The 18,729-nt window shown below is 41.9% G+C and carries 15 protein-coding genes and 1 tRNA gene (1 of these 16 only partly in view); 4 read left to right on the forward strand and 12 right to left on the reverse strand.

Translation table 11 applies throughout. From position 1 onward, the window contains the following. From FDP09_RS23390 to FDP09_RS23405, 4 genes are all read right to left on the reverse strand, one after another. Positions 1 to 465: the beginning of an adenylosuccinate synthase gene (locus FDP09_RS23390; RefSeq protein WP_137404850.1), read on the reverse strand. Its footprint begins 807 nt before the window's first position; 465 of the gene's 1,272 nt are visible here — the first part of the coding sequence; it begins with the start codon at positions 463 to 465; its stop codon lies off the left edge, out of view. Between the two features lie 126 nt (positions 466 to 591). Then, positions 592 to 936, reverse strand: a complete 345-nt coding sequence (locus FDP09_RS23395; RefSeq protein WP_137404851.1) for an STAS domain-containing protein — start codon at positions 934 to 936, stop codon at positions 592 to 594. A gap of 115 nt (positions 937 to 1,051) precedes the next feature. Then, the gene (locus FDP09_RS23400; protein WP_137404852.1) at positions 1,052 to 1,519 is read right to left on the reverse strand and encodes a Fur family transcriptional regulator; all 468 of its coding nucleotides are present in this window, start codon (positions 1,517 to 1,519) and stop codon (positions 1,052 to 1,054) included. 71 nt (positions 1,520 to 1,590) lie between these two features. Further along, positions 1,591 to 3,813: a RelA/SpoT family protein gene (locus tag FDP09_RS23405; RefSeq protein WP_137404853.1), complete on the reverse strand. Its 2,223-nt coding sequence runs from the start codon at positions 3,811 to 3,813 to the stop codon at positions 1,591 to 1,593. 286 nt (positions 3,814 to 4,099) lie between these two features. Here FDP09_RS23405 and FDP09_RS23410 point away from each other — a divergent pair. The 4 genes from FDP09_RS23410 to clpX all read left to right on the forward strand — a co-directional run bounded on the left by FDP09_RS23410 (position 4,100) and on the right by clpX (position 7,617). Next, positions 4,100 to 4,181: transfer RNA gene (locus FDP09_RS23410), tRNA-Leu, on the forward strand. Positions 4,182 to 4,310: 129 nt separating this feature from the next. After that, positions 4,311 to 5,639, forward strand: a complete 1,329-nt coding sequence (gene tig / locus FDP09_RS23415) for a trigger factor (protein WP_137404854.1) — start codon at positions 4,311 to 4,313, stop codon at positions 5,637 to 5,639. An 80-nt stretch (positions 5,640 to 5,719) separates the two neighbouring features. Further along, positions 5,720 to 6,388 (forward strand): ATP-dependent Clp protease proteolytic subunit, encoded by a 669-nt coding sequence (locus FDP09_RS23420; RefSeq protein ID WP_137404855.1) that lies wholly within the window; start codon positions 5,720 to 5,722, stop codon positions 6,386 to 6,388. Positions 6,389 to 6,393: 5 nt separating this feature from the next. Further along, positions 6,394 to 7,617 (forward strand): ATP-dependent Clp protease ATP-binding subunit ClpX, encoded by a 1,224-nt coding sequence (gene clpX / locus FDP09_RS23425; RefSeq protein ID WP_137404856.1) that lies wholly within the window; start codon positions 6,394 to 6,396, stop codon positions 7,615 to 7,617. Positions 7,618 to 7,660: 43 nt separating this feature from the next. On the opposite strand, the gene lpxB is transcribed toward clpX, so the two are convergent. The 8 genes from lpxB to FDP09_RS24395 form a co-directional block, all read right to left on the reverse strand. Next, positions 7,661 to 8,776, reverse strand: coding sequence for a lipid-A-disaccharide synthase (gene lpxB / locus FDP09_RS23430; RefSeq protein ID WP_137404857.1), 1,116 nt, complete (start codon positions 8,774 to 8,776; stop codon positions 7,661 to 7,663). A gap of 73 nt (positions 8,777 to 8,849) precedes the next feature. Continuing rightward, positions 8,850 to 9,269 carry a 6-pyruvoyl trahydropterin synthase family protein gene (locus FDP09_RS23435; RefSeq protein ID WP_137404858.1) on the reverse strand — a complete coding sequence of 140 codons (420 nt, stop codon included), beginning with the start codon at positions 9,267 to 9,269 and terminating at the stop codon, positions 8,850 to 8,852. 335 nt (positions 9,270 to 9,604) lie between these two features. After that, on the reverse strand, positions 9,605 to 11,041 hold the full coding sequence (locus FDP09_RS23440; RefSeq protein ID WP_137404859.1) for a RagB/SusD family nutrient uptake outer membrane protein: 1,437 nt from the start codon (positions 11,039 to 11,041) through the stop codon (positions 9,605 to 9,607). A 12-nt stretch (positions 11,042 to 11,053) separates the two neighbouring features. Next, positions 11,054 to 14,041 carry a SusC/RagA family TonB-linked outer membrane protein gene (locus FDP09_RS23445; protein WP_137404860.1) on the reverse strand — a complete coding sequence of 996 codons (2,988 nt, stop codon included), beginning with the start codon at positions 14,039 to 14,041 and terminating at the stop codon, positions 11,054 to 11,056. A gap of 698 nt (positions 14,042 to 14,739) precedes the next feature. After that, a complete protein-coding gene (locus FDP09_RS23450; protein WP_137404861.1) occupies positions 14,740 to 16,650 on the reverse strand; it encodes an OmpA family protein in 1,911 nt (636 codons plus the stop codon). 5 nt (positions 16,651 to 16,655) lie between these two features. Beyond that, the gene (locus FDP09_RS23455; RefSeq protein ID WP_137404862.1) at positions 16,656 to 17,282 is read right to left on the reverse strand and encodes a 7-carboxy-7-deazaguanine synthase QueE; all 627 of its coding nucleotides are present in this window, start codon (positions 17,280 to 17,282) and stop codon (positions 16,656 to 16,658) included. Positions 17,283 to 17,448: 166 nt separating this feature from the next. After that, on the reverse strand, positions 17,449 to 18,333 hold the full coding sequence (locus tag FDP09_RS23460; protein WP_137404863.1) for a bifunctional 5,10-methylenetetrahydrofolate dehydrogenase/5,10-methenyltetrahydrofolate cyclohydrolase: 885 nt from the start codon (positions 18,331 to 18,333) through the stop codon (positions 17,449 to 17,451). A gap of 225 nt (positions 18,334 to 18,558) precedes the next feature. Then, complete coding sequence (locus FDP09_RS24395) at positions 18,559 to 18,705, reverse strand: four helix bundle protein (protein WP_187328763.1); 147 nt, start codon at positions 18,703 to 18,705, stop codon at positions 18,559 to 18,561. Positions 18,706 to 18,729 lie beyond the last annotated feature (24 nt).

An 18,729-nucleotide genomic window follows, 5' to 3' on the forward strand; every position in this document is an offset into this window, starting at 1 on the left:
ATCGGGACTCAGAATATCCCCTACCCTCAAGGCTACACGACCTACCTTATCTTGGTAAGTTGGCCCAATGCCTTTTAATGTGGATCCGATCTTTTTATCCCCTTTGGATTTCTCGTACGCCGCATCCAACAGCTTGTGTGTCGGAATGATGATCGTGGCTTTTTTGGAAATAAACAGGTTTTGCTGATAGGTGATGTTAAACTTTTTAAGCCCTTCGATCTCCTTTCTCAAGACCACTGGATCCAGCACGACACCGTTTCCGATGATATTCTTTAGGTTTTCCCTGAATATACCACTAGGGATTTGATGAAGTACATGTTTGATCCCATCAAATTCCAGTGTATGACCTGCATTAGGACCTCCTTGAAACCTGGCAACCATATTATATTTAGGCGCGAGGAAATCAACCACTTTGCCTTTGCCTTCATCCCCCCATTGTAGGCCTAAAAGAACGTCCATTTTCATTGTATAATAAGTATATGTCTATTTTAGATTTGTCAAATTCCGCGTGAAGTTTGCAATAACAAAAAAAAATAGCAACTCAATGCTACTTTTTTTATGCAAATCCCTTCAAAACTGGCTAGTTTAAGTTTATTTTATGGCTGACCTGGCCGCTTCCATAGAATCAAAAACCGTAAAAATATTGTTTAGCTTCGTAATGACCAACAATTTCTTCACATGTTCAGATGGTGAAGCCAAATACACCTCTCCGCCCACATTCCTCATTTTTGTAAGCATAGTGATCAGCACCCCGATACCACTGCTGCTGATGTACCTAACTTCTTTTAGGTCAATAATACAGTTTTCTACTTTTTCTTGTATAGCATCAGAAATGATCTCTACTAATTTTGGCCCGGCCTCATCTCCTATAAGATCTCCTTTTAGGGACAAAATGATATTCTTGGCTTCTCTCTGAGCGCTATAACTTAACTTCATATGATTTGAATTGTTTATTAACAGTCAATATTTCCCTTTGCTTTACTACGAAAAGAAATGGATTGTGTTGTAAATGGCCAAACGTTTCACAGACCATAACCGAAGGCCTGAGCAGCTATACGGCTATTTTATTCTCACAATCTTTCTTGTTACAATTCCCATACAAAATCAAGGAATGGTGAAGAATATCGAAATTCAAAATCTCCCCAACCGTATTTTGGATGTTCTGTATCCTCGGATCACAAAACTCCACCACCTTATGGCACTCTGTACAGATCAAGTGATCGTGCTGTTTGTATCCATAGGATTTTTCGTACTGCGCGAGATTTTGCCCAAACTGATGCTTGGTGACCAAATCACACTCTACCAATAAATCAAGCGTATTATAAACAGTGGCTCTACTAACCCGGTAATTCTTATTTTTCATACTGATGTAAAGCGACTCTACATCAAAATGCCCATCACGACCATATATCTCTTCCAGGATAGCGTAGCGCTCGGGTGTTTTTCTAAGCTTTTTATTCTCCAGATAAGCAGTAAATATTTTTTTTACCTCTTCAAACAGCTTTTCGTTCAAGGCCATCTTTAATCATTCTTTGTTTCTACAAATATACGCTTCTTATTTAGAAAAGATTCAAATAAGAACACACTAATTTAGTCAAACCGAGTAACTTTGATCACTCCTTGGACCTCCATCAGGTTATGGATCAAATTATCCAAATGGTTTGTACTGTGTACATAAAGCTTAATGGATCCTTCAAAAAGGCCGCTGTCCGAATCCACTGTGATCGAACGCATATTCACTTTTAACTCACTGGATATGACCCGGGTAAGGTCATTTATCAGCCCTACTCTATCGGTACCGACAATCTTTAATCCTGCCAGAAAAGCTATCTCCTGCTGGCTGGTCCATCGGGCCTTGATGACCCTGTTACCATGATTGGAGAGCAATTCGAGGGCATTTGGACATGAGGTCCGGTGGATTTTTATTCCTTCATTCACGGTCACAAAACCAAAGACATCATCACCAGGGATCGGGTTGCAGCATTTGGCCAAAATATAATCCACCACGTCCATGTCCTCACCTATCAACAACTGGTCATGATCAGGCCCTTTTAAATTCTTGATTTCTTTGGTAAAGGAAGACTCATCGGTCACATGCTGCATGGGACTTTTGGTCTTCTTCTTTTTGATCTGTTTAAACTCTTTGAAACTTTTGATTGACGTAGGGTCGATGATGCCTTTTCCTACTTTAAAATAAAACTCCGTGGCGGTCTTGGTCTCAAAAAATGCCCGCAATTGCTCCACTACTACAGAAGAAAAATCCATTTTCATCTGCTTCAACTTCCGCTGCACAATCTCCTTACCATCCAGTATAAGGCTTTTCTTTTCCTCCTTCAGGGCATCCTTGATCTTGGCTTTTGCCCGAGAGGTAATGACAGATCGCAGCCAGTCCTCGGAAGGCTTTTGTTTTTTGGAAGTGAGGATTTCGACCTGATCGCCATTTTTGAGCTTGTGATTGATCGGTACCAGTCGCTGGTTGATCTTGGCACCGATACATTTCTCTCCCACTTCAGAGTGGATTTCAAAGGCAAAATCCAGCGCAGTGGCACCGTAAGGGAGCACCTTCAGGTCGCCCTTTGGGGTAAACACGAACACTTCATCCTGGAAGAGATTTCCCCTGAAGTCATCCATAAACTCTATAGCTGATCCGTCATTAGACTCCAATAGCGTCCGGACTTGGGTGATCCATTCATCCAATCCTGAACCACTTTTGCCAGGGCTGAGGTCTTTTTCTTTGTATTTCCAGTGTGCGGCATAGCCCCGTTCAGCGATATCATCCATCCGGGAAGTTCGGATCTGTACTTCCACCCATTGGCCTGTATTGCTCATCACAGTGGTGTGCAGTGACTCATATCCATTGGCACGGGGAGTACTGATCCAGTCACGAAGACGGTCTGGATTAGGACGGTAAAAATCCGTGACTATTGAATATACCTGCCAGCAATCTGCTTTCTCATTTTCATCCTCTGAATCAATGATCACACGAATTGCAAACAAATCATACACTTCTTCAAAAGGTATGTTTTGCTTTTTCATTTTATTATAAATGGAATAAACTGACTTTGGTCTTCCCTTGATCACAAACTCAAAGCCCTGGGCTGTCAGCTCTCTTTCTATAGGCGCCGTAAAGCTTTTGATGAACCGATTCCGGGACAGCCTGGTTTCTTTGATCTTGCCGACAATAAACTGGTAGGTCTCCGTATCCGTATATTTCAGGTAGAGGTCCTCCAGCTCAGATTTGATGCTGTAAAGCCCTAGCCGATGGGCCAGCGGCGCATAGAGGTACATCGTCTCGGATGCAATCTTCAACTGCTTATGCCGCGGCATACTTTGCAAGGTCCTCATGTTGTTTAGCCTATCGGCCAACTTGATCAGGATCACCCTGACATCATCGGAAAGGGTCAGGAGCATTTTCCTGAAGTTCTCTGCCTGCTGGGAACTGCCGTACTCAAAAACCCCGGATATCTTCGTAAGCCCATCAATGATCTTGGTGACCTTGGGCCCAAACTCCCGTTCGATATCCTCCAGCTCCCATTCGGTATCTTCTACCACATCATGGAGAAGTGCCGCTACGATACTGGTAGTTCCCAGTCCAATCTCCTCCACACACACCAACGCCACCTCGAGTGGATGGTAGATATAAGGCTCACCAGATTTCCTGCGCATCTCCTTGTGTGCATCACTTGACACATTAAAAGCCTTTTTGATTACCTTGGCATCCCCATCTTTAAGGAGTGGTTTTGCCAATCTCAAAATCTTCCGATACCGTTTCAGTATTTCCTTTCTTTCTACCTCCAGATCTACGTTAATCATATTTTTTGTATGAAGTTTTCCTAAACTTCCGATTAGCTTTATGAAGTTATTTAGGTTTCGCTTATTCAATCACTAATTTGGACTTTTTTTCCCAAAGCCCCATCCCTCTTGATGCTGTTTATTCATATAAATAATAGCATTAAATAAATGCGCTTGATTTTGAGAGAGTTATAAATTTCATGCATTTTTTAACCACTTTTTATCAAGCATCTATTGCAGATTAAAATTTCCTTATTACCTTTGCATCCACATTACGGAAGCAACACGGCTTCCAAACATTCAAAAAGCGGATGTGGCGAAATTGGTAGACGCACTAGACTTAGGATCTAGCGCCGCGAGGCATGGGGGTTCGAGTCCCTCCATCCGCACTATTCAACCAGCCCTCAATCCCGAAGCAATACCCTCGATTATTCCAAGCAGAAGTTTGGAAATCAAAAAGGGAAAAGGCGTCGAGGTTGAGGGTTTTCAGTTTATAGGAAAATTTAATCAATATAGCCTTGGAAATCAAACTAGACAAGCAATCCGCCAATCAAGCTTCAATTAAAATTAACTTAAATGAAGCAGATTATCAACCAAAAGTTGATGCCAAAATAAAAGACTACGCCAAGAAAGCCAATATTAAAGGCTTCAGACCTGGCAAAGCCCCTATTGGCATGGTGAAAAAAATGTATGGAACGTCTGTTTTGGTTGAAGAAATCAATGACATCCTTTCCAAATCTTTGAGTGATTATATCAAAGAACAGCCGTTCAAACTGTTGGGAGAGCCCCTTCCTGCAGTCGAAGATGCTGATGCTATTGACTGGAAGAACCAGAAGGAATTTGAGTTTGAATATAGGATCGGTTTCGTTGAAGATGTTAACATTAAGCTTGACAAAAACATCAAAGCTATCGATTACAAACTGAAGGTTGACAAAAAAGCCATTGATGATGCCATTGCAAACCTCAGAGGCCAGTACGGCAAAATGACCAACCCTGAGGTAAGCCAAGAAAATGATTTTCTATACGGTGACCTGAAAGCAGCTGACGGCTCATTTGAGCAAGCCCTTTCCCTTCCTCTTTCCAAGTTTGACGGAAGGTCCGTAAAGAAATTTATCGGCGTGGAAAAAGGAGCAGAGATCGAATTTGATCCCTCCAAGGCCATCAAATCTGACCTTGCCGAAGTATTGGGCGTAAGTGAAGAAGAAGCAGAGAAAGTGTCAGGCAACTACACCTTCACGGTACAAAACATCAACCGCACGGAAGATGCAGACCTGGATCAAGAATTCTTCGACAAAGTATTTGGTCCTGACCAGGTAAAAACAGAAGAAGAGTTTACCGCCAAAATAGAGGAGATCCTAGGCGACAACTATAACAAAGAGACCAAGGTCTTCACTGAAGAAAAAATTAAGGAAGCCCTTACCGAAAAAGCCAACATCGAATTGCCGGAAGCATTCCTTAAAGAATGGCTGATCAAAGCCAACGAAGGGAAAGTATCCGAAGAAGATGTAGAGAAAGAGTTTCCTATCTATGCGAAACAATTGACATGGTCATTGATTTCCAATAAACTGGCCGAGGAGAACGAAATCAAAGCCGAGCATGAAGATGTCATTGCCAAAACACAGGAAATGGTAAGAGAGCAATTGGCCGCATCCGGACTGGGTTCGCAAATGGAAGACAACATGGACATGTTTGTCAACAATTACCTCCAAGGTAATGAAGGACAGAATTACATGCAGATGCTTACCGCCGTTCAAAACGACAAAGTACTCGAACTGGTGAAAGAAAAAATCACCCTAAAAGAGGAAAAAATAGACGTAGAGAAGTTTAAGGAATTAGTACAAAACTAATTCACTGAATAAATCGTTATTAAAAAGTCCTTTTCTAAGGGCTTTTTTTATTTTTGTACTAATTCAAAAAAAACGATAGCATGATTAACAAAGATGAATTCAGAAAATACGCCATTCACAACCAAGGAGTGAGCGGTACTGCTTTTGACCAATACACCAGCCATATAGAAAACATGACCAGGTCGGTCATCGAAGAACGCCCTACCAATTTCAGGGAGATTGATGTGTTTTCCCGATTGATCATGGACCGGATCATTTTCTTGGGCACCCAGGTAGATGACCATATCGCCAACATCATCACCGCCCAATTGTTGTTTTTGGAATCAGTGGACAGTAAGAAGGATATCTTGCTTTACATAAACAGCCCAGGAGGATCTGTCTATGCCGGACTTGGTATCTACGACACGATGCAGTATATTAACCCTGAAGTAGGCACCATTTGTACTGGACTTGCCGCTTCTATGGGGGCTGTATTGCTCGCTGGCGGAGCAGCAGGCAAAAGGGCAGCCCTTCCCCACTCAAGGGTAATGATCCACCAACCCCTTGGCGGTGCACAAGGCCAAGCTTCTGACATTGAAATTACGGCAAAGCAAATTTTGCTATTGAAGCAGGAGCTTTATGAAATCTTGGCACACCACTCAGGAAAAGACATCAAAGAAATCGAGCAAAACTCTGACAGAGACTATTGGATGAGAGCTCCAGAAGCCAAAGAGTATGGCTTGATCGACGAAGTATTGACTAGAAAATAACAATCATGGCGCAAGTTACTTGTTCCTTTTGCGGGAGAAATAAAAAGGATGTAGATCTGATGGTTTCAGGGATTTCAGCCCATATCTGTAATTTCTGTATTGACCAGGCCTACCAAATCCTAGGTGAAGAGGAAAAAACCAAAAAACAAGATAAAAAACCGAAGTTTAAGCTCAGAAAGCCCAAAGAACTGACCGAATACCTAAACAATTATGTAATCGGTCAAGACGAGGCAAAAAAAGTGCTTTCCGTAGCTGTGTACAACCATTACAAGCGGCTTCTCCAAAAAGACAACAAGGATGATATCAAGATTGAAAAATCTAATATCATCATGGTGGGAGATACCGGAACAGGTAAAACGTATCTGGCCAAAACACTTGCAAAAATACTGGAAGTACCTTTCTGTATCGCAGATGCCACCGTTCTGACAGAGGCCGGCTATGTAGGTGAGGATGTCGAAAGTATCCTTACCCGACTGCTCCAATCTGCTGACTATAACTTGGAATCCGCCGAGCGGGGCATTGTCTATATCGATGAGATTGATAAAATAGCACGAAAATCGGACAATCCATCCATTACTCGTGATGTCAGCGGTGAAGGGGTACAACAGGCCATGCTGAAGCTACTCGAAGGCACCACAGTCAATGTACCGCCCCAAGGTGGCAGAAAGCACCCTGACCAGAAAATGATCGCTGTAAACACGGAAAACATCCTGTTTATTTGCGGCGGTGCCTTTGACGGCATATCCAGGCACATTGCCAACAGGCTAAACACCCAGCCCCTAGGGTTCAGCAAAAAGACAGATAGTGATGTAGTGGACAGAAACAACCTGCTTCAATATGTCACTGCACCTGACCTGAAGTCCTTCGGATTGATCCCTGAACTGATCGGTCGTCTCCCTGTGCTGACCCATTTGGATCCATTGGATAAGGAGGCGTTGAAAAGCATCCTTACAGAGCCAAAAAATGCACTCACTAAGCAATATGTAAAGCTAATGGACATGGAAGGTGTAAAACTTCATTTTGAAGAAAGCGGCATCGACTACATCGTCGAAAAAGCTGTTGAGTACAACTTAGGTGCTCGGGGGCTGCGCTCCATCTGTGAAGCCATCATTACCGATGCCATGTATGAATTGCCTTCGGACGATGAAACAAAAGAATTGGTAGTTAACCGAAAATATGCACAACGGCAATTTGATAAATCGAAATTCAAAAAGCTACAAGTAGCGTAAATGTCAAAAGGCTCAGGATTAAACCTGAGCCTTCTTTTTTGTTTTATTCTTTAGCAGCATTTAAGCTTTCATAAATTAATGCTGCTGTTTTTTCGGAAGCTTTACTATCACCTACCTTTTCCCTTACCAATCTATACCCCTCCAAAACATCGGCTTTATGTTGGCTACTTCCCAGTAAACCTTGGAGTTCCTCTTGAAGCACCTTTTTATTGTAATCCCCTTGGATCAATTCTTTGACCACCTCTTTTTCGGCAATCAAGTTTACCAGAGAAATAAACGGCACCTTGATCAGCCTTTTGCCAATCATATAGCTTATGGCGCTGGTTTTGTACACCACCACTTGAGGGACATTGAACAAGGCCGTTTCGAGGGTTGCCGTTCCAGAGGTGACCACAGCAGCATTGGCGTAATGCAGCAAGTCATAGGTCTGGTCAAAGACCACCTTTATCCCATGCTCCCTCGCAAGGTCATAGATTCCGTTGGGAAGATTCTTCACTCCTGCTATTATAAACTGGACATTAGGAAAGGCAGCAATGATTTCCACCATATTTTCCAGCATATTCTCCACCTCCTGCTTTCTACTCCCCGGTAGCAAGGCCACAATCGGCTTATAACTGATTTCGTTTTTTTGATGGAAAAAATCATGTGGGGCAAACTTCTTGATTTCATCCAGCAAGGGATTTCCCACATAATTCACCTCCCAATCAAATTTCCTGAAAAATTTAGGCTCAAATGGCAGAATGGAATAGAGGTGATCTACATACTTTTTGAGTTTATATGCCCTCTTTTGGTTCCAAGCCCACACTTTTGGAGGAATATAATAATGAACAGGAATACCATGGAAGTGGGCAAATTTAGCGATCTTCATATTGAAACCGCCGTAGTCCACTAGGATCAATGCGTCCGGTTGATAATCCAAGATATCCTTTTTCACAAGCCGAAGGTACTTGAGCACCTTTCTGAACCCAAAAAGAACCTCGGCAAAGCCCATCAACGCCACTTTATCATAATGGGCTACAATGGAAAGTCCCTCGTTGATGCTATAATCCCCACCCATTCCACGGAAATCGGCCTGCTGATCGGTTGTCTTTAAAGCGTGAAGCAAATTCGCCAAGTGCATATCTCCTGACCGTTCACCGGCGATCACATAATATTTCATGAGGGAGGAAGGTTATACTGTTAGTAAAGTTATAGGTGGAAAAGTAAAGGACTACTTGTCACCTTTATTCCACTCAATCTCCGTAATATTCCACAAAATTACGTGGGGTTTCATAAAGCTTCAACTTATAAAGACCACCATGTGGGGTGATTTTGTCCACAGCAGGTTGTAGGATTTTCCAAAACTCCATCACTAGGTTTTCACAACTGGCCATTTTCCCTTGCATAAAATCCACATCCACGTTCAGGTTTTTATGATCCACTTTATCAATTACCAAACTCCGGATCAAGGTGCTTAACGCTTTCAAATCCACCACAAAGCCCGTATCGGCATCAGGCAGCCCTTTTACGGTCACGATCAGCTCAAAGTTATGCCCGTGCCAGTTGGCATTGGCACATGGCCCAAACACCTCTTTGTTCTTCTCTTCTGTCCAATTGGGATTCCATAATTTATGAGCGGCATTAAAATGCTCTTTTCTAGAAACGTGTATCATGACTGTTTTCAGATTTGAGAGTGCAAAGATACGAAAAAAACAGGATTCCTAAACCCGTTTAGGTATTAGGAATTATAGTGATTGCTTGAAGAGAAATAAGATCAGTTAGTTGGTAGGGGTAAACATAGACACCGCTGCATTAAGGCCGAAAATTAATGAAAGACAGCTGATTTTATCGCAACGGATCAGGATCACGTCACGACAAACAGACTAATGAATACCTCCGTCATATGTGTCTTTAGTTGGTTGATTTAATTAAATTCGAAAAAAATTGAAAGCCCCCCAACATCATGTCAGGTGGCTTTCATTGCTAAGTAAATTAAAGACAAATCCAATTATGGATTTGGTTCCAACTCAGGATTAATGTTTAATTGTGATTGAGGGATTGGCCATATAGCTTCAGGATCTCCAGCCATGACTCCTACACCAGCATTTTCAACTGCTACACTAGGAGGAGCCACAGTTCTTAAAGGTTTCCCTGTTCTTAACAAATCCATTCTTCTATGTCCCTCGAAGCACAATTCCTTACGCCTTTGATCATATATAGCTTCCAGTAGCTCTTCTGCATTAGCAAAGTCACCTACTGCCCATGGGGTAGTAAGCCCCGCTCTTTCCCGAATTTCATTGACCAAACTGATCGCTTCAGGATCTACTGTTTGGTCTAATTGTACGAGTGCCTCTGCACGATTTAACATTACTTCCGCGATACGGATGGCGTGATAATCACTCGAATTATCATTACCATTATCATACTTGAGCGTATAAACCGCAGGATTTCCATTAAAATTGACATCCTCTACCTTAAATGTTCCCCTTAAGTCATCCGGCTCTTCATCAAATAACGCTACCAAGTTTGGAGAAAACTCCCCGTCCCCTCTACCTCCTTGGTCTCTACCAGTATAATAACCATCCCAAGAGCCACTGCTTGTTTCTGCATCACTATCACTCTGAGGGTCAGTTGCACTATTTTCAACAGAAAAGATAATTTCATCGTTAACGGTATTATAAAAGCTAAGGTCACTATTCAGCGAAAATCCTCCTTCACTAATTACCAATTCCGCTGAATTGGCTGCATTTTCCCAATCTTCCATATACAAATAAAGTCTTGATAATAAGGCCGTAGCTGAATAAGAAGAAGCAAACCCTTGCATTGCAGAGGGTGGTAAATTCTGTTCTGCAAACATTAAATCAACTTCTATTTGTGCATACACTTCTGCTAAGGTGTTCCGAGGCAAATTTAACACCTCCCCTGTAAATGGTTCTAAATATAAAGGAACTGACAGATTTCCCCCATTACTAACATTATACGGTTGAGAATATAAGTTAGCCAATAAAAAATATACCATTCCTCTAATATACCTTGCCCCAGCAATCAATTCAGCTTTTTCTTCATCTGTGGCATCCTCAATACCAGGAACGTTAGCAATAATCGCATTTGTTCCTAGAATCACTTGATAACTATCTCTCCATACTTCGTCCACCGTACTATTTGCTGGTTGTACGGAGAAATTGTTAAAGTCCTGCAATGAAGGGAAAGATCCTGTAAAGTTTGCGTTATCAGTGATAAAATCTGAAATAAACTGGGGTTGACTTCCAAAAACATGTAAGTCCTGCATTAAATCATAGCAACCGATTAATACACCCTCGGCATTTGTATAACTTGCAAAAGCTACGTCTTCTGACAATGATTGCTGAGGCTTAATATCTTCTAGCCGATCTGCACAGCCTGTAAACAACAACGCGCAGCATAAAATTTTATATATAGTCTTCATTATTTCTCTATTTTAAAATCCTAAAGATACACCAAAGGTTATTTGTTTTGGATTAGGAGAAGTAAAGAAACTCTCTCCTGACATATTACCAGCTTCTGTACCGGAAGTATTCACTTCTGGATCAGAGCCATTATCGAAAGCATCACTCGCAAAAGTTGCCAGATTTTGTCCCATCACATAGACTCTAGCTGATCTCACTGCTCTTGTACGCTGAAGCAAACTCACAGGGAGCTGGTAGGATAAAGTTATGTTTTTCAACCGTATATAACTTGCATCGAATAAATGCCTTGTGGATTCATTATCCCAAAAGGACATCGTAGCACTGGAATAGGCTGGCGCAAACGCATCGGTATTTTCAGAAGTCCAAGAATCAAGTACTCGGGTAACATTATTGAATGACCCACTTGCCGCTATGTTTTCAGAAAACTCATTATCAGCTAGATAAACATGACCTCCACTTACAAAGTTAAAGAACACTCTTAATGAAAGCCCTTTGTATGAAAATGTATTCGTAAATCCACCTGTAGCCTTTGGTAAAGATGAACCGGCGTAAGCATACGGAGCAGCAGTATAATCTGTTGTAGCCTCTCCGTCTTCCCCTCTCCATTCTGCATCACCCGTTTCCGGATTAATACCTAAATACTCTTTCAGGAAGAATTCATTTGCTGTTCTTCCGACGGTAGCCCTCGCTTCATCGGTGAATGAACCAATCGGAACATACAAATTACCATCTGGATCTACTTGAGCAGATTCCGGTAGTTTTGTCACCTCATTTTTCAAAAAACCTACATTAAAAGAAGTTGTCCACTTAAATTCACTTTCAGCAAAAACATCACCGGATAAGGAAAGGTCTAGCCCGTTGTTTCTCATTGCTCCAAAATTCTGGGTTCTACTTGCAAACCCAGTAGTGTATGGCAAAGGAACATCCAATAAAATACCATCAGTATTTTTATTCCAATAACTAAAGTCAAATCTTAATCTGTTGGAGAAAAGTTCCGCATTTAAGTTGATGTCGAACTGATGGGTAGTTTCCCATGTCAAATTTGGATTAGATGGTTGTGAGTAGTAAAGTCCTGGAGAGCCGTTATAATTCACACCACTGTATAACCCCAGTGCACCGAAATTCGATATCCTATCATTGCCACTTGAACCGTAGCTTGAGGAAAGCTTAAGGAAATCCACCACGCCCCCTTTGGGAAAGAAATCCTCTGAGCTTATTAACCAAGAAGCTGAAACTGCCGCAAAAGTCCCGTACCTTTTATCTTCCCCAAACCTAGAAGATCCATCCCGTCGTACACTACCCTCCACAATATATCTATCGGCGTAATTGTAGTTTAACCTACCAAAAAAAGAGGCTATAGCCCATTCTGTACCCGTGTTGGAGGCCGTTACAGGCTCAGAGCCAGAACCTGTATTTGGGAGGTCATCAGAAATATATCCATTTGCTTCAGTAAGGATGAAATCCCTATCGGAAGTTTCGAAACTCTGCCCAACTAATGCATCAATCGTGTGGGCTCCATAGGTTTTTACATAGTTAAGGGTATTGGTAGTTAACCACTTATTATCTTGGTTAATCTCCTTGGAACCATATCCCCCAGGAGTAATGATATCACCAGACCTATACTCCTCTTCAACCTGCACATAATCCATACCCCAATCTGTTCTAAAGACCAAATCCTCCAAGATGTTATATTCAGCAAATACATTTCCGGTACTTCTTCTAGAAGTCAAAACGTAACGAATATCTCTATCCAAGAGTAGTGGATTATTGAACCCTGCCTGCTGTAGGTTGCCTTCTGCATCATAAGGCTGTCCAAATGGAGTGTTCAGGTAACTAACTGTCCATGGAGAGTAGGTATCATTTTCAGCCCCAACTCTATCATTTACTAAAGAGGAGGTAGCAAAATTAACCCCTACCCTCAATTTGTCAGATGCTTTATGGGTCAAGTTTAATCTACCATTTAATTTATCAACTTCGTTACCGATCACATACGCCTTACTATTAAAGTAAGTTCCTCCTACATAGAACGTCGTTTTATCACCTCCCCCACTTGCATTTAATGAGTACGAATTCAATGCTCCCGTTTGGCTTACGATATCCCTCCAATTGGTCCCGCTTTCTGGAAAAGAAGCAGGATCAGCACCAAGATCAGTCCTTAGTTTTGAGTATTGCTGAAAATCCAAGACTTCTTTCTCAACGGAAGCCTCGTTTACCCCCGTATAATAGTCGAAATTAATTTGAGTCTTTTCTCCTAATTTTCCACCTTTAGTAGTTATTATTATCACACCATTTGCACCTCTTGAGCCATATAGTGCAGTTGCAGCAGCATCCTTTAAAACAGTCATACTCTCAATATCATTAGGATTTAAATCCATTAAAGGATTAAGAGCTGTCCCACCTCCTCCTGAGGAATATGAAGTAGAGCCAGACGCATCATTCAATGGAACTCCATCGATAACAAACAATGGACTATTTCCAGATGTAAAGGAAGTAATACCCCTTACTCGTACAACCTGAGAAGAACCAATTAACCCGGAAGACGAAGTCGCCTGAACACCTGCAGCCTGTCCTTGAAGAGCTTCTTGGGGAGATATTACTGGAAAATTCTCAAAAGCCTCAGAATCAACCGTCTCTATTTGTTGTGTATTAAGTTTTTCAGACTGCATACCATATGCCTGCACCACTACTTCACTTAATTGCTTAGCATCTGCTTGCAAGGTCACATTTACAATAGACTTGCTTCCTATTTCAATTTCTTGACTGATCATTCCCATAAAGGAAAAAACCAAAACACTCCCTCCTTCTGGTACTTCAATGGAGTATTCTCCGTCCAAATCAGTAGCCGTCCCCATCGTGGTTCCTTTTACTAAAACAGAAACACCGGGCAACTCACCGCCGTCTTCACCGGAAGTAACAGTCCCAGAGACTGTCCGGCTTTGACCAAATGCCACAGCACTGGCCAATAGAATTGCTAATCCTAGCAGTAAAACTTTCTTCATAATTGGTTGATTTTGATTTAACGTTGTCAAGATAAACGTTCCCATCTAATAATCCAATAGTAGATTAATTTATTATAAAAGATACGCAATACTTATTTAAAGACTAAACACCCCAAAAAACATAACAATATTTTCAATTAAAATAAATACCATAAACAAAATGATTAATCAAACAAAAACTCAAAAACCGCACATGAATAAAGCATATTTGGAAACAAGTAATTTTAACAAGTTTTAACTAAACATAACCAATTTGTATTTTAAGACCTACTTTTTGAAATTAAACAAGATGGATTTTAGATAGTTTTTTCATTTAAACCTGCCAAAATAGTATTATACACATAAATTAAGTGATTTAAAACACACAAATACAGGCAGCTATTTCAAAACCTATATGTTATGAGAAAATTATTTTTTTAGTATTTTTATTTCAAAAAAAACCTGTTCAGTGTTCATTTTTGGACAAAAAAAGTCCTTCATAGCCCTTTGTAAGAAAACATCCTTCCCCCCAACATCAGTACGGAAAAAATTGACAAGTACCCCTCCCTACCGGTATCTTAACGAGCCCCAACAGTAGTATTTTTAAAGAAAAAAATGGTGGTTTGCCTTCACCAAAAAGCTGATCAAAACCCCTTGCCCCTTGATTCCATGAGCACCAACCATGTTTGGTAACGTTGGTCTGGCAGCACAGCGACATATCAATCAATGACAATCTCAATCCGGCGGTTTTTGGACCTACCTAAAGCGGTATCATTAGACATAAGGGGCTTGGTATCCCCAAATCCCTCGACGGCCAATCGCCCACTGGCCACTCCTTGATCCAGTAAATAACGCTGGACACTCTTTGCCCTACGAAGGCTTAAATCCAGGTTATAACTCCCTTCTCCCACATTGTCGGTATGCCCTTCAATTACAATATGAACCTGGGGATTTTCATCCAGAAACTTTTTTAACCGTAACAGGGAACTCTTGGAGGAAGGTTTTAAATCGGCTTTATCAAAATCGAAGAAAACATTCTCAAAAAGAAACTCTTCACCTGGCGCTACAGGCTTTAGTCCTATTTCCATGTCCTTGATATCCTTAAGACTGTCCTTTTCTACATTATAAATCCTTGGCAAAAACCCTCTTTTCTCGACATAAAGGCCTGAGGAAGCTTTGTCCGGATAAATCATCATAAACGTCCCCGAATCCCCTTCTGACCTAAACTCATACAAGGTGCTGTCATTCTCCAAGTCCACCAGGGAAAGGGTGGCCACAATCGGCTCGCCCGTCTTTTCATTACGCACCTTTCCTCCCGTAACGATCAAGCGCTCTCCAAGATCTATCTCATCAGGAAAAGCAAAGCGATAGAGATATGACCTGTCCAAGGCACCATCTTTCAGGCTGTTTTCGGTATAATAGGCATAATCCTGCTGGGCAGTGATAAACAGAGCCAACTGGTCCAAGTGATCATTAATGGGATAGCCCAGGTTTACGGGCTCCTGAAAAGCCCCATGGACAATCTTCGAATTGAACAAGTCCATGCCCCCAAACCCCATATGACCATTGGAAGCAAAAAAGAGCAGTTCATTGTTGAAGTAAATAAATGGGGATACTTCATCGTATTCGGTATTGACCGTCTCTCCTACATTGACCGGATCAGACCAGCTATTATCCCTTTGGCGAACAGTATAATAAATGTCGTTTCCTCCAAATCCCCCTCTTCTATTGGAAGAAAAAAACAGGATGCTTCCATCCGCAGAAAGTGACGGCTGCGAATCCCAGTACCGGGAATTAACCTTTTCGCCCATATTCTTGGGCTCTTGCCATTTCCCACCCACCTTATAGGCAATGTATAGGTCACAGCTCCCAAACGAATCCGGGGCATCGCAGCTGGTATAGATCAAAATATTGCCATCCGCCGAAATGGTACAGGTACCTTCATTATGGACGGTATTGATGGATTGGGCGAGTGCTTCTGGCTGGCTCCAATTTTCGCCATCCCAAGTGGATGTAAAAATATCTTCATGCTTCATCCGCTCTACCCCATCCCGCTTGGTGAAAAGCAGCCGCTTGCTATCGGCTGTCAAAACCGGAAAATACTGCAAATAAAATTCATTCAGGGGACTCGGTAATTTCTCTTTGTTTATGGACTTTTTTTTGGTCAACTCTTCTTCCACAAACGCTATTTTGTGTTTCATCGATTTGAAAGAGCCAGAAGATTTTACCTGATTGGAATACAGGCCTTGACTTTGGGAAAACTTCTTCACCGCGGCGTCAAAATCACCGGATTTCAAATAAATATTGGTAATCAACCAGCTAAAATCGGCCATAAACTTGGGCCGGCCACTACTCTTGAGTTCTCCTGCAGAGGCCACCTGAAGGGATTCGTCCACTGCACCTTTGTTCAGTAACAATTGGGCCCATTTTTTATAGGCCTCCAAAAAACCTTCGTCCTTATTTACCGCATCGGCATATTTTTCCAAAGCTTGGTCATACCTTCTCCGCATGGAAAGATCCTCTCCCTCTTGGTAAAGCTTGATTGCTCTCCTGTTTTCACTGGTATAATCTTGGCCAAGTGCCTGAAAACTGATAAAAATAAAAAAGAAGACTATCTGGGCTACTCTCATTTAGTTTATGGGATATCCATAAATTTATGAGTTTGTAGCGAAATATTCCAATTAGGATGATTTTTTATATACTCAATGATCTCTCCAGTAAACTTGTCGGATTTGCTCCATTCAGGCTGGAGCAACTTTTTGCAGGTTGGAAGAACGTTCTTTGCATGTTTTTCAGCAAAGTCAAAATCGCTTTTATGAAAAACGATCACCTTAAGTTCATCGGCCTTTTCAAAAATACTGGGGTGAGGTTCTTTGAACTTCTTGGGAGAAAAACAAACCCAGTCAAACTGGCCTGAAAAAGGATGTGCTCCACTGGTCTCGATATTAGTGGTAAATCCCCTTTCCTTTAAAAGTGCCGTAAGCGGCCCCAAATCATACATCAGTGGCTCTCCCCCTGTGATCACCACTAATCTTCCGGGATACTGGAGCGCCCCATCCACAATCTCTTCAACAGAAAGTACGGGCCATTTTGCTGCTTCCCACGATTCCTTCACGTCACACCAAACGCACCCTACATCACATCCGCCCAAACGGATAAAGTATGCTGGGTGTCCCGTAAATGTCCCTTCTCCTTGGATCGTATAAAAAGCTTCCATTACAGGAAGCTTAAGTCCTTTTTCTACCGCTTGCTTTATTTCCATGATTTAATTTTTGATGGAGCGGGTGATTGAACCGCTGTGTAATTAATTATAACTTAAGTAAGGAATGGACACCAATAAAATACCGATCAGAAACCTGATCTCCATCACCCCAATTATGCTACCAACCCTTACATGGCAAACTTCAGTTCCATGTATGAGCTAAAATTTACGGATAAACCTTCCGCTCTGCCGAAAGCAGTGTATTGTACAGCAATGAGGCGATGGTCATTGGACCGACTCCGCCTGGCACTGGCGTAATGGCTGAGGACTTTTCTGACACTTCATCAAATTTCACATCTCCAATAAGCCTAAAGCCATTTTTTTTGGAAGCATCTTCAATCCTATGGATCCCTACATCCACGACCACAGCTCCCTCTTTCACCATATCTGCCGTTACAAACTCCGGCTTACCGATGGCCACAATCAGGATATCAGCGGTTTTTGCGATCTCCTTTAGGTTCTTGGTCCTGCTATGTGTCAAGGTAACCGTGCTATTACCTGGGTAATCATTCCTGGCCATCAATATGCTCATCGGAGACCCAACAATGTGGCTTCTACCAATCACCACACAGTGCTTTCCAGAAGTATCAATCTCATAGCGCTTCAGCAACTCCACGATCCCATAAGGGGTAGCGGCCACGTAAGTAGGCCAGTTCAATGCCATACGCCCGACATTGGCCGGAGTAAACCCGTCCACATCCTTTTCAGGCTTGATCTTGGCCGTCACCTTCTCCACGGAGATATGCTTCGGAAGCGGCAACTGAACGATCAATCCATCAATATCCGGATTTTCATTAATATCTTCCACGGTTTTGAGCAACTCCTCTTCGGACACATTATCCTCCAGCCTCACCAAAGTCGATTCAAACCCTACAAACTCACAGGCCTTTACCTTAGCTCCCACATAGGTCTGGCTGGCCCCATCATTTCCCACCAACACCGCAGCCAAATGCGGGATCTTACCTCCCTCGGCTTTGATTTCCTTTACACGGGCTGCAATTTCATTCTTGATATCAGCTGATGTCTTTTTTCCGTCTATTATTGTTGGCATGATTTCTTAAAGTTGGAAGTGAGAAGTACGAAATACGAAGACTCCGTTTAGCTGCTCACATTTACACTTTTTTTTGATTACTCTTTACTTTATTAATTGATGCTACCATAATGGATAACAACTCATTTCCTTCACGATGCAATCCTTCAATATCCCGTATCAAGTCTTGATTGACTTCTCTTAATAACTCCAAGAAGTAGAGACTCTCATCCGTTTCTTCTTCTACTATTTTAATTTATTCAGAAAATCAGCGGTAGATTTTGCTCGTTGAGCAGCCCTGTAATTGGCTCCTACCGAACTAGAGCATCTTATCAACTGATTTGCGTACGCATTATACTCCCTGGTTTTTGGAAGTTTAGAACAAAAAACCATGTTTGTACCGCATATTTTTTTGTT

Origin of the sequence: Echinicola rosea (assembly GCF_005281475.1) — a bacterium.
GTDB lineage: Bacteria > Bacteroidota > Bacteroidia > Cytophagales > Cyclobacteriaceae > Echinicola > Echinicola rosea.